The organism is Brevundimonas sp. TWP2-3-4b2 (assembly GCF_049897345.1).
Lineage (GTDB): Bacteria > Pseudomonadota > Alphaproteobacteria > Caulobacterales > Caulobacteraceae > Brevundimonas.
In genome coordinates this window covers 50,337-61,722 of the sequence record NZ_JAFCWB010000006.1, presented here as the reverse complement: position 1 = coordinate 61,722, position 11,386 = coordinate 50,337, and the positions used below count along the sequence as shown (strand labels likewise).

The 11,386-nt window shown below is 67.3% G+C and carries 14 protein-coding genes and 1 tRNA gene; 6 read left to right on the top strand and 9 right to left on the bottom strand.

All coding sequences use genetic code 11. The features are described 5' to 3' along the window. Positions 1–244: 244 nt before the first annotated feature. Positions 245–334, bottom strand: a tRNA-Ser gene (locus ACP7AS_RS12055). A 146-nt stretch (positions 335–480) separates the two neighbouring features. Here ACP7AS_RS12055 and msrA point away from each other — a divergent pair. Together msrA and ACP7AS_RS12045 are read left to right on the top strand one after the other, a co-directional pair. Then, a complete protein-coding gene (gene msrA / locus ACP7AS_RS12050) occupies positions 481–1,131 on the top strand; it encodes a peptide-methionine (S)-S-oxide reductase MsrA (protein WP_426029103.1) in 651 nt (216 codons plus the stop codon). Between the two features lie 2 nt (positions 1,132–1,133). Beyond that, a complete protein-coding gene (locus ACP7AS_RS12045) occupies positions 1,134–1,478 on the top strand; it encodes an MmcQ/YjbR family DNA-binding protein (protein ID WP_426029102.1) in 345 nt (114 codons plus the stop codon). Here the strand turns inward: ACP7AS_RS12045 and ACP7AS_RS12040 are convergent. The 8 genes from ACP7AS_RS12040 to flgF form a co-directional block, all read right to left on the bottom strand. Next, on the bottom strand, positions 1,475–3,292 hold the full coding sequence (locus tag ACP7AS_RS12040) for a DUF885 domain-containing protein (RefSeq protein WP_426029101.1): 1,818 nt from the start codon (positions 3,290–3,292) through the stop codon (positions 1,475–1,477). The genes ACP7AS_RS12045 and ACP7AS_RS12040 overlap by 4 nt on opposite strands. Positions 3,293–3,340: 48 nt before the next feature. After that, positions 3,341–3,850: a hypothetical protein gene (locus tag ACP7AS_RS12035; protein WP_426029100.1), complete on the bottom strand. Its 510-nt coding sequence runs from the start codon at positions 3,848–3,850 to the stop codon at positions 3,341–3,343. A 14-nt stretch (positions 3,851–3,864) separates the two neighbouring features. Then, positions 3,865–4,290: a hypothetical protein gene (locus ACP7AS_RS12030; protein WP_426029099.1), complete on the bottom strand. Its 426-nt coding sequence runs from the start codon at positions 4,288–4,290 to the stop codon at positions 3,865–3,867. 35 nt (positions 4,291–4,325) lie between these two features. Next, positions 4,326–4,796, bottom strand: coding sequence for a hypothetical protein (locus ACP7AS_RS12025; protein ID WP_426029098.1), 471 nt, complete (start codon positions 4,794–4,796; stop codon positions 4,326–4,328). Between the two features lie 117 nt (positions 4,797–4,913). Further along, positions 4,914–5,654, bottom strand: coding sequence for a flagellar basal body L-ring protein FlgH (gene flgH, locus ACP7AS_RS12020; RefSeq protein ID WP_426029097.1), 741 nt, complete (start codon positions 5,652–5,654; stop codon positions 4,914–4,916). 14 nt (positions 5,655–5,668) lie between these two features. Further along, positions 5,669–6,265, bottom strand: coding sequence for a flagella basal body P-ring formation protein FlgA (locus ACP7AS_RS12015; RefSeq protein WP_426029096.1), 597 nt, complete (start codon positions 6,263–6,265; stop codon positions 5,669–5,671). Beyond that, a complete protein-coding gene (flgG, locus tag ACP7AS_RS12010) occupies positions 6,262–7,050 on the bottom strand; it encodes a flagellar basal-body rod protein FlgG (RefSeq protein ID WP_426029095.1) in 789 nt (262 codons plus the stop codon). Before flgG ends, ACP7AS_RS12015 begins: the two co-directional genes overlap by 4 nt. A 16-nt stretch (positions 7,051–7,066) precedes the next feature. After that, positions 7,067–7,801: a flagellar basal-body rod protein FlgF gene (gene flgF / locus ACP7AS_RS12005; protein ID WP_426029094.1), complete on the bottom strand. Its 735-nt coding sequence runs from the start codon at positions 7,799–7,801 to the stop codon at positions 7,067–7,069. A 175-nt stretch (positions 7,802–7,976) separates the two neighbouring features. On the opposite strand from flgF, the gene ACP7AS_RS12000 reads away from it, so the two are divergent. From ACP7AS_RS12000 to ACP7AS_RS11985, 4 genes are all read left to right on the top strand, one after another. Next, positions 7,977–8,636, top strand: coding sequence for a flagellar basal body-associated FliL family protein (locus ACP7AS_RS12000; protein WP_426029093.1), 660 nt, complete (start codon positions 7,977–7,979; stop codon positions 8,634–8,636). A gap of 2 nt (positions 8,637–8,638) precedes the next feature. Beyond that, positions 8,639–9,724: a flagellar motor switch protein FliM gene (gene fliM / locus ACP7AS_RS11995; protein ID WP_426029092.1), complete on the top strand. Its 1,086-nt coding sequence runs from the start codon at positions 8,639–8,641 to the stop codon at positions 9,722–9,724. Continuing rightward, the gene (locus tag ACP7AS_RS11990; RefSeq protein ID WP_426029091.1) at positions 9,724–10,269 is read left to right on the top strand and encodes a DUF6468 domain-containing protein; all 546 of its coding nucleotides are present in this window, start codon (positions 9,724–9,726) and stop codon (positions 10,267–10,269) included. Before fliM ends, ACP7AS_RS11990 begins: the two co-directional genes overlap by 1 nt. Before the next feature lie 67 nt (positions 10,270–10,336). Further along, complete coding sequence (locus ACP7AS_RS11985) at positions 10,337–11,314, top strand: MotE family protein (RefSeq protein WP_426029090.1); 978 nt, start codon at positions 10,337–10,339, stop codon at positions 11,312–11,314. The last annotated feature ends 72 nt before the right edge of the window (positions 11,315–11,386 follow it).

The following is an 11,386-nucleotide window of genomic DNA, read 5'->3' as shown; positions in this document are numbered from 1 at the left end:
ACATCCCAAGGCGATGCCGGTGGTCCTGACCACGGCGGAGGAACGCGACGTGTGGATGCGCGCGCCCTGGGAGGATGCCAAGGGCTTACAGCGACCTTTGGCGGATGGAGCTTTGGTGGAGTTTGACCATCGCGCTGGAGCCGCAGTCTCTTGATCTATAATAGACCAAAGTAGGGACCTGAGTTGGTACCCGGTCAGCGCTCCGAAAAATAACCAAAGGAAATCAAAACGCTAGAGCGGGTGGTGGCGGACAGAGAGGGATTCGAACCCTCGGTACGCTTTCACGTACACACGCTTTCCAAGCGTGCGCGATCGACCACTCCGCCACCTGTCCGTTTCCACGACGTCGCCCGAAGGCCTTCGCAGCACGCCGGAGGTCGATCCGGCGCGAGGCGAGGCTGATAGAACACCCGGACCCCCTCGGCAAGCGCCTCGACGCATCCCATATAGGCGTTCGACCCTTCGACCGGAGTTCACACCATGCTGTTCAGGAAATCCCACGAAATGCCGACCGCCGCCGAGGCCCTGCCGGGCCGGGCGACGCCGCTGCACACCGATGAGGTGCACTATGTCACCGGGCGGCCGCTGAAGGGCCCGTATCCGGAAGGCTTCCAGACCGCCGTCTTCGGCATGGGCTGTTTCTGGGGCGTCGAACGCATCTTCTGGCAGCTGCCGGGCGTGTGGGTGACCTCGGTCGGCTATATGGGCGGACTCACGCCCAATCCGACCTATGAGGAGACCTGCACCGGCAAGACCGGCCACGCCGAGGTGGTGCAGGTGACCTTCAATCCGCACGAGACCAGCTATGGCGACCTGCTGAAGGCCTTCTGGGAGAACCACGATCCGACCCAGGGCATGCGTCAGGGCAATGACGTCGGCACCACCTACCGGTCTGCGATCTACTGGTTGACCGAGGAACAGCGGGCCGAGGCCGAGGCATCACGTGACGCCTATCAGGCGGCCCTGTCGAATGCCGGACGCGGGACGATCACGACCGAGATCGAGGCGGCGGGCCCGTACTATTTCGCCGAGGACTATCACCAGGGCTATCTGGCGAAAAATCCGGCCGGCTATTGCGGCATCGGCGGCACGGGCGTGGTCTGCCCGATCGGCGTCGGCGTCGAGGCCTGATCGTGGACCGGGCGGGGGTGGGCCAGGTCTGTCTGGCGCTGCCGGGCGTGACCCTGGACCATCCGTTCGGAGACGATCACGACACCTACAAGGTCGGCTGCAAGATGTTTGCCATGGTCGGCGGCATGGGCGGTGTTTCGTTCAAGGTCTCGGACATCGCCTTCGAGGTCCTGACCGAGGCCGGCCGCGCGAGCCCGGCACCCTATCTGGCACGCGCCCGATGGGTGAACCTGCCGCAGATCGACGACTGGGCCGATGACGAGCTGGCCGACCATCTGGCCATCGCCCACGGCATCGTTGCGGCGAAGCTGACGAAGAAGGCGCGGGTGTCGCCGGGGCTGGCCTAGTCGGCGGGCCGCGCCTTTTCCTCGGCGATCCAGCGGTCCATCCGCGCGTCCAGCAGGTCCAGTGGCAGGGGGCCGTCGATCAGCAGGGCGTCGTGGAAGCGCCGTACATCAAACCGGTCGCCCAATTCGCGCTCGGCCCGGCTGCGCACGCCGTGCAGCCGGATCTCGCCGATCTTGTAGGCCGTCGCCTGACCGGGCCAGCCGATATAGCGCTGGAGTTCGGTCTCGATATTCAGCGGGGCGAGGGCCGAGTTGTCGCGGAAACAGGCGCGGGCCTGTTCGAGGTTCCAGCCCATCCAGTGGATTCCGGTGTCCGACACCAGCCGGCACGCCCGCCACATCTCGTAGCTCAGGCGCCCGAACCGTTCATAGGGCGTGCGATAGAAGCCCATCTCCTCGCCGAGGAATTCCGAATACAGGCCCCAGCCCTCGATGAAGGCCGTGACGTCGACGCCCCGCCGGAAATAGGGGCCGTCGGCCGCCTCCTGCTGCAGGGCGATCTGCAGATGATGGCCGGGCACCGCCTCGTGCAGCGTCAGGGCCGGCAGTTCGTACAGCGGCCGCTGATCGAGAGACGAGGTATTGACCATATAGCCGCCCGCCACGCCATTTTTCATCGATCCCTGGAAATAGCGACCGGTGGTGTAGTTGGCCTCGATCTCGCGCGGCACCTCGCGGACCCCATAGGGAGTGCGGGGCAGGGTGCCGAACAGGGCCGGCAGATGATCGTCAGAGCGCTTGGCCATCTCTGAAGCCTTCTCCAGAAGATCCTCGCGTGTTGTGGCGTAGAACTGCGGGTCGGTGCGCAGGAAGTTGAGGAAGCTGGCGAAGTCACTGGTCCAGCCGGCCGCGCGCATCTCGACGTCCATGCGGGCGCGGATGCGGGTTACCTCGTTCAGCCCGATCTGGTGAACCTGATCCGGCGTCAGGTCGGTCGTGGTGAAGCCGCGGACCAGATAGGCGTAGAGTTCACGCCCGCCGGGTCGATTGACCAGGCCAAGGGTTTCCGGGGCCCGGGGCAGATAGTCCTGGCGCAGGAACCGCGCCCATTCGCGGCGCTGCGGCATGACCCCGTCGGCTACGGCGCGTGCGGCGCGTTCACGCAGGGCCGCCTGCCGGGCAGCCGGAATCGAAGCGGGCAGGGCGCCGAACGGCTTGAGCAGTGGATCAGTTTCGGGCGTCAGGGCGGCTTCGGGGTCAAGCAGCGTCAGGGCGTTCTCGACGATCGAGCGGGGCTGGACCATGCCGGTCTGCAGGCCCCTTCGGGCGTTGGCGAGCTGATCGGCATAGACCTTCGGCATGGCCTCGAGCCGGTCGATCCAAGCCTCGGCGTCAGCGATTGTGACGATGCGCGTGACGCTGGCGATATAGCCCATGCTCTGACCCGGCCCGCCCTCTGACGAAAAGGCATCGATGCGGCTGGTGTCCAGGGGAATGCGGTCGCGCGCGCGTTTCACGACATAGGCCATGAAGGCCTGGTTCAGCCGCTCGTCCTCGCCGAGCGTGGCGGGATCGATGGCAGCCAGCCGGTCGGCGAACCCTTTCAGCAGCGGCTCCTGCGCGACTTCGAAAGCGCGCGACGAGTCCCCCAGACGGGACAGCGCGGCGCGATCCCCCTCCATCCCCGCCGCGACGGGATCGACCGACCGCAGATAGGTTTCATAGTCCGCCAGGATCGAGGCCAGCGCGGCATTCGGGGCGGGTACCGGGACTGTCGCGGGCGAGGGAGTCCGGGTCACGGCCGACTGGGCGGCTGCGGGCTGGGCCAGGGCAGCGAACAGGGCGATGGCGCTCGCGGTAATGACGATTTTCATGAGGGCGCTCCTGAGGATGCGGGACTGCACCGGAGCCGGTGCGCCGCGTCAACCGCAGAAGGCGAAAAACCGGTCGATATTGGGTGCAGAGGCCGGGTGCGGCGCATAGGCCTGGCGCTCGCCGTCCTGCCACATCGCCAGCCAGCCGATGCGGCGGAAGCGCTGGAACACGGGTGCGTCGGCGCGGGCCTCGGCGGTGAGGAACACGCCGTCATGAAGCTCGGAGGGTTCGGCCTTGGCGGCGAATCGTTCGGTCTCGCCGCCGGACTCGATCTGGAACTCGGCCATGGCTCCGGCCGGGGCATTGCCGCTCAGGGCCAGTCGTCCCGAGCCCCGGTCGCAATCCAGGCCGAGCCGCAGGTCGTCGCTCTCTTCCAGGCCATAGGCCAGGCGGGCGCTGGTTTCGTCGCCGTGGAAGAACCAGTCATAATTCTCCACCGGCGCAGGGGATCCGCTGAAGGCAGTGTCCGTCGCGGATGGCGCTGTCGGCCCTGCCGTGGCGCAGGCGGACAGGGTGGCTGCCAGAACGGTCAGGACCAGGATCGTGGGGCTGCGCATGTCGGCTCCAGGGTTCAGCCGGAACACAGTTCCGAGAAACGGCGCAGCTTGGCAAGGTGCGCCACGGGTACGTCGACGGGGCGACGCGCCTCGCCGACGATGAGCGTCATCCGTCCGTCCGCCGCAAACGCTGCGAAGGCGGGATGGTCGGTCCGCAGGGTCAACCGCGTCCCCCCGCCTCGCGCGGCCTGGGCTTCGGCGATGGCGACGGCCTCGCCTGCTGTGACGCGCGCCATCCCGCTCATACCGGCTCCGTACAGCGTGACCCGGGCCACGCTGGACCCCGGATCACATTCCAGGGTCACCCGCAGGTTCGCCGTGTCAGGAACCTCGTTGGCCAGCACGACCGGCCGGGTGTCGGCATAAAGCGTCCAGGTCCATGAAGACTCGGGCGGCATGGTCTGCGCGACCAAGGCCGCTGCGGCTAGAATGAGGATCATGGCTCAGCCCCCGCTGAAGGTTCGATCGGATGTGATCAGGCCGGTCGGGTTCCGCAATAGGAGAAGAAGTCGCCGATCAGTTTGCGCTCTTCGGGCCGGGCAGTCAGTTCGAATTCGCCGGCGTCGCCCTCAACCGCGATCTTTCCGTACAGCGCGAGCTGCTTCAGCGACGGTTCCTCTACCGAGACGCGGACCTCGTCCTCCAGCCCACCGCTTATGGGATCTATGGCAGCGCGGGTCATGGACGCCTTCTGGATGCCCCGGAAGACCGGCTTCACATCGCCATAGATGACGGCCTGTGCCTGACCCGGTTCGCAGGTCAACATCAGGGCGAGTTGGTCAGAGCTCTCCACGCCATAGGCCAGTTTGGCCGTGACGCCCTCGCGGCTCAGATGCCACGCCATCGGCGCAGCGGCGGGCTGGACGTCGGCGTTCGTCGCCCGGGACTGGGCGGCGAACGCGACCAGGCCGAGCGCGGCAACTGCAGGGATGGCGAACTTCAGCATGAAAAACACTCGCGTCTGGTGATCAAACGCTGCTCTTCATTAACGGTTCACGGCCTCGCTTGGATGCGGCCCGGCAGAATTCGCCGCGTGACGGAAATGTCGCGCGTCACAGGCCGACTAGAACGGGCTGAAGCGTTCCACGAGGGACTGGGCCGCCGGCGTGGCCTGAACGCGGCTGATGTCCCCACGGCCGCCGTAGCTGATGCGCGCCTCGGCGATCTGGGTGTGGGCAATGGTATTGGCCGAGCTGATGTCCTCGGGCCGCACGATACCGGCGACGGTCAGCTCGCGGACCTCGCGGTTGGTGCGGACTTCCTGCCGGCCCTGGATCACCAGATTGCCGTTGGCCATGATGCCCGTGACGACGGCGGCGATGGTCAGGCTGACCTTTTCGGAGCGGTTGACCGATCCCGTGCCCGTGGCGTTCGACGCGCCCTGCAGTCCGACCAGGTTCTGCGGGTCGAAACCGCCGGGGAAGGCACGGCCCAGGCTGTTCTCCAGGCCGAAGAAATTGGTGACGCCGCCCGAGGTGTCATTGGTGCGCGAGCGGTTGGTCGAGTTCTGGGTCTGGGCGCGGTCGTCGATGTCGATGTTCACCGTCAGGATGTCACCGATGCTGCGCGCGCGCTGGTCACCGAAGAAGGTGCGGGCACCCGTGCGCCACAGGCTGTTGGCGCTGGCCGCGCGGTCGGCCTGCTGCTGGGCGGCCGAGGCCATGACGATCTGATCGGTCGGCACCAGGGCCGCCGGATAGCCGATGGGGGCCAGCTGCGGGCCCATGACGGTCTCAACGGCGGTCGAGCAGGCCCCGAGGGCCAGGCAGGAGAGGGCGGCGGTGAAAATCGAGGCGGTACGCATCAGGACTGTTCCCCTTACCGGGCGGCGAGTTGTTGGGTGGAGGCGCGGGCGGCCGGACCGGCGGCCGCCTGGCCGGGGGCGACGGCGACGGCGTCGATGACCCGGTTGGACTGCAGGTTCCGGACGGCCAGGCGCTGGCCGACGGCGGCATTGCCCTCAGCTCGACCGCTGATCGTCAGGCGGACACCGCCGACCTGATAGGCGACCTCGACGATGTCGTTGCGGCTGATCACACGGTCCGCATAGGCGCTGCGGGCGGGCACGGGTCGCGACGTGACCTGCGTGACGACTGCATCGGCCGAGGCGGCAGGCGCTTCGGGTGCCAGGGTGGCGTTGCGAACGACGACGCGGCGCAGGCCGGTCGGATTTGCCCAGTCCAGCCCGGATTGACGGGCGAGGCCCTGAAGCTGTCCGGCCTCGAAGACGATGGAGGGACCAACACGTTGGCCGACCACGACATTCGCGGCACCACCGGCACCGTCGAACAGGTCGCCCAGCGTCACACGGCCATCTGAATTCACCGGATTGGCCTTGAGCGTGACGGGTCCGGCGAAGGCCGGGGCCGCGAAGGCGAACGCCGCGACGGCAGCGGCGAGCATCAGCGTCCTCATGATTTCACCTGCGAGGCGACGGACAGCATCTGGTCGGCCGTGGTGATGACCTTGGAGTTCATCTCGTACGCACGTTGGGCGATGATCAGGGCGCTGATCTCGGCGACGGCGTCGACGTTCGAGGCCTCGGTATAGCCCTGCAGGATCTGGCCCAGACCCGCGTCGCCCGGCGTGCCGACGGTGGCCGAGCCTGAGGCGGCGGTTTCCATCAGCAGGTTGTCACCAACGGCTTCCAGCCCCGCCTCGTTGAAGAAGGTCGCGATTTCCAGCTGGCCGACCGTGGTCGGCGCCGGCGTTCCGGCGCTGATCACCTGCACCTGACCAGACTTGGAGACCGTCACGTCGACGGCGTCCTGCGGGATGGTGATGGCGGGCTCGACCGTATAGCCGTCGTCGGTGACCAGCTGGCCCTCGCCGTTGACCGAGAAATTTCCGGCCCGCGTATAGGCGGTCTCGCCCGAGGGCAGGGTAACCTGGAAATAGCCGCGCCCGTCGACCGCCATGTCGTAACGGCCCCCGGTCTGCGTCGGTGTGCCCTGTTCGGTAATCCTGTAGACCGAGCCTGCCTTGACGCCGGCACCGATTTGGATGCCGGTCGGGACCACGGTGCCCTGGCTGGAGGACTGTGCGCCCATCCGCTCGACGTTCTGGTACAGCAGGTCCTGGAACTCGGCCCGCTGACGCTTGAAGCCGACGGTGTTCATGTTGGCGATGTTGTTCGAGATGACCTCGACGTTCAGCTGCTGGGCGGACATGCCCGAGGCTGCGGTCCTGAGTGCGCGCATGTCTCAGTCTCCCTTTCTATGCCCGGCCCAGCCGCTCGACGGCGCGGCGTGACAGGTCGTTGGTGTTCTCGATCATCCGGCTGATGCTTTCGTAGGCGCGCTGGATCTCAATCAGATTGGTGATTTCGAGGATCGGATTGACGTTTGAGCCTTCCAGCATGCCCTGACGCACGCGGGCATCCGTGGCGTCGCTGGCTGTGGCATTGGAGGGGTTGCGGTAGAGGCCGTCGCCGCCCTTCTCGAGGGCGGCCAGGGTATCGAAGCGCACGATCGACAGGAGGCCGACCCGCGCACCGTTCTGGCTGATGGTGCCGTCGGGAGCCACGGCGGGCTCGCCGAGCGTCGGATCCAGGATGATGTCGCCGCTGTCGCCCTGAACGGCCGCGCCGCCCTGGGTGGTCAGCTTGCCTTCGGCGTCGACTGTGAACGCCCCGTCGCGGGTATAGGCTTCGCCCGCCCCGTCATTGACCTTGAAGAAGGCCCCTTCACCCTCGATGCCGAAGTCGAGATCACGGCTCGTCTGGGCGAGGGCCCCCTGGCCGTAGTCGCGGCCCACGCCGTTATCCAGCACGAAGCTGACACCCGGGCGGATGAAGGCGTTGCGGGCCCGCTCGCCGACTTCCTCTCCAAGCAGCAGCTGTTCGACCTTGAAGCCGGTCGTGTCCGCATTGGCGATGTTGTTGGCCACGATGTCGAGCTCGCGGCGCAGCGTCATCTGGCGTGACAGTCCAACATAGGCGGCGTTTTCCACGGGCAGCTCCTTTCGCATCCTGCCTCGCAACGACCGTGCCAGGAGAGTTAACCCAGTAGCGGCGGGCATTTGAGCGGTGGAGCCCTGCAAAGAACCCGGCAGGTTTTGCCGGTTCTTAGCGGCTCGTTAACCAAAAAACGGTCGTATGGGGCGAGAGATTCTCGGGGCACGTGGCATGTTCAAATTCGGCAAGAAGAAGGGGGCGAAGGCAGACGACGACGCGACTCTGCCCGCTGTGTCCGATACCCCCATGCCGGAAGGTGATGAGGGGGCGGACGTCCCCAAGAAGAAGAAAATCCCGCTCCTGTTCATCGTCATTCCTGCGGCGCTTCTCGTGCTCGGCGGGGGCGGGGGTGCGGCCTTCTTCCTGCTGCAACCCAAGCCGGCCGCTGCCGACGAGGGTGGCCACGGTGCCGAGAAAAAGGGTGGCCACGAGAAGAAGGACGAGAAGAAGGGCGGAGGCCACGGCGGCGGCGGTGGCGACGCTGCGGCGGATCCGGCCATGGGGGTGATCGCAGAAGGTCCAGATGGCGTCACCTTCTTCACCCTGCCGGACATGCTGGTGAACATTCAGTCACCCGACGGCCGCCCCACCTATCTCAAGCTCAAGCTGACCCTGGAAACCAAGGACGCCGCGGTTGCCGAGCATTTGCAGGCCGAGATGCCGCGGATGCAGGACATGTTCCAGGGCTTCCTGCGCGAGCTCCGCCCTGAAGACCTGGCCGGATCGGCGGGTACCTTCCAGCTCCGGGCCGAGATCCTGCGCCGCGTCAATCTGATCGCCGCGCCGGGCAAGGTCGATGCGGTCCTGGTCGAAGAAATGCTGGTGCAGTAGGCATGACCGACGCGGCCTTCGCCGACGACGCCGATCCGTTCGCGGAAACCATCGACCCGCTGGCTGACGCCGGCGCGGACGGGGGGGGCGCGGCGGCCCTGTCGGAACGGGTCCTGAATCAGGACGAGATCGACAGCCTGCTCGGCTTCGACCTCGGCGAGGACGATGGATCCGAACGTTCGGGCATCCGCGCCATCATCAACTCAGCGCTCGTTTCGTATGAGCGTCTGCCGATGCTCGAGATCGTGTTCGACCGACTGGTGCGGTTGATGACGACCTCCCTGCGCAATTTCACTTCGGACAACGTCGAGGTCAGCCTCGACAACATCTCGTCGATCCGTTTCGGCGACTATCTGAACTCCATCCCTCTGCCGGCCATCCTTGCGGTCTTCCGGGCTGAGGAGCTGGACAACTACGGCCTGCTGACGGTCGATTCCAACCTCATCTATTCGATCGTCGATGTGCTGCTGGGCGGGCGTCGGGGCACCGCGGCCCTGCGCATCGAGGGCCGGCCGTACACCACGATCGAGCGGGTTCTGGTCGAGCGGATGGTCGAGGTCGTGCTGGCCGACGCCCGTGCCGCCTTCGAGCCGCTGACCCCGGTGCATTTCACCCTGGACCGGCTGGAAACCAATCCACGCTTTGCCGCGATCGCGCGGCCCGCCAACGCCGCGATCCTGGTCAAGCTGCGTATCGACATGGAAGACCGGGGCGGGCGCATCGAACTCTTGCTGCCCTACGCCACGCTCGAGCCGATCCGGAAAATGCTGCTGCAGCAGTTCATGGGCGAGAAATTCGGCCGCGACAACATCTGGGAAGGACACCTGGCCACCGAGCTCTGGACCACGGAAACCGAGGTCCGGGCCGTGCTCGACGAGCAGCAACTGCCCCTGTCGAAGGTTCTGGGGCTGAAGGTCGGCGATACCCTGATGCTCAATGCCACGCCCGACAGCGACATTACCGTCTGCTGCGGATCGATCCCGGTCACCACCGGCAAGATGGGCCGCAAGGGCCAGCATATCGCCGTCCGCGTCGAAGCGCCGATCAGCATCGAGGCGGCGACCAGTCTGACGAAGGGAAAACGCTGATGACGGGCATCATCCTGGACGGCATTCTGATGCTGCTGCTGGTCGTCGCGCTCGGCTACGGCGTGCGGCTGGAGAAGAAGCTCTCGGTCCTGCGTGCCGGCCAGCAGGCCTTTGCCTCTGCCGTCACCGAGCTGAACATGGCCGCCGGGCGCGCCGAAGCGGCCCTGGCCAGCCTGCGGGCCTCGGGTCAGGAGACGGACCTGCTCCATGACCGGATCATCAAGGCGCGGGAGGTCAAGGCCCAGCTGGAGGCCCTGATCGCCCGAGGGGGCACCCCGGCCCTCGCCCCCGTCCAGCCGGACCGGATCAAAACTCCGACCGTGGTCACTGCTGCAGCATCGGTCGAGGACGAGCGCGCCCTGCGAATGGCGGCCCTGGCAGACCGGATCCACGGCATGGCACCCGGTGCTGCCCGTGCGCGGGCACCGGTTCCGGGCGGAAACAATGTCGCCGCTATCCTGGGGGCACTGACCGCTAACCAGTCTGCGAAGCAAAACATCAACCGCGCACGCCGTAGCCTCGACGAAGACCTTTTCGCCGCCTGACCCATCCCCTGGCCCTGTGGCCGGCGCACGCCGGCCGCCGACATGAGGGCCGCACCGAGTACCGCTCATGAGCAAGATTCCCCGTCTGCTGCCCCTGATCGCCATCGCCATCGGTGGGGTGGTCGCCGTCCGCGCCGTCGGCGTCGCTCCCGGCATGTTCGAGGGCGCGAAAGCCTGGGCCGAGGAGGCTGTGCCGGCCGCGGCTCCAGCCGTCGCCGCAGCGGCCGCGGTCTGCGCCCTGACGCCCGAACAACTGGCCAAGCAGGCGGGTATCTCGCCGGCCGAACTGCGTATCCTGCAGTCGCTGTCCGGTCGCCGCACCGAACTGGACGCCCGTGACGCCGATCTGGCGGCCATGCTGCCGCTGATGGCGACCGCCGAACAGAAGCTCGATGCCAAGGTCGCGGCCCTGGAGGCCGTCAAGGCCGAGGTCCAGGTGTTGCTGGGCCAGGTCAGCGAACAGGAAAAGGCCGAGAACGACCGGATGGTCGCAGTTTATTCGGCCATGCGGCCCAAGGACGCCGCACGGGTCTTCGCGACCCTGGATGACGATGTCCGCCTGCCCGTCGCCGCCGCCATGCGGCCGCGGTCGCTGGCGGCGATCCTGGCCCAGATGGACCCCGCCGCCGCCCGGGTGTTGACCGAGAAACTGGCCCATCGCTTCCAGGCCCGGCAGCAGCTGGCGGCACGGGCGGCGTCCGTCGCGGCACCGACGGCGACCGCCCCCGCGACGAGCACACCGGGACCGGTCGCTGCCGGATCGGCCGCTGCAGCCACGCCCGTGCCGGTGCAGACCGCTGCGGCGAATACGCCCGCTGCGACGCCGGCAGCGGCTCCGGCGAGGGCTTCTGGTCCGACGCCGGCCCGGGCCACAGCCCGTCCGCCGGCCCGCCGTCCGACCCCGCGTCCGGCGGCCCGGGCCTCGACGCCCCCGGCCGCGTCGCCCACGGCAGCCCGAGCTGAACCGGCCGGCGAGCGTCCGTATCAACCGGCCGCGACGGCGGCCGCCACCGCAGCGCCTGCGCCTCGCCAGTCGGTCCAGTAGACGCAAGCGTCGCCCGGCCAAGAAAAAGGGCCGCATCCTTCCGGATGCAGCCCTGATTCGTTTGACGAGGCG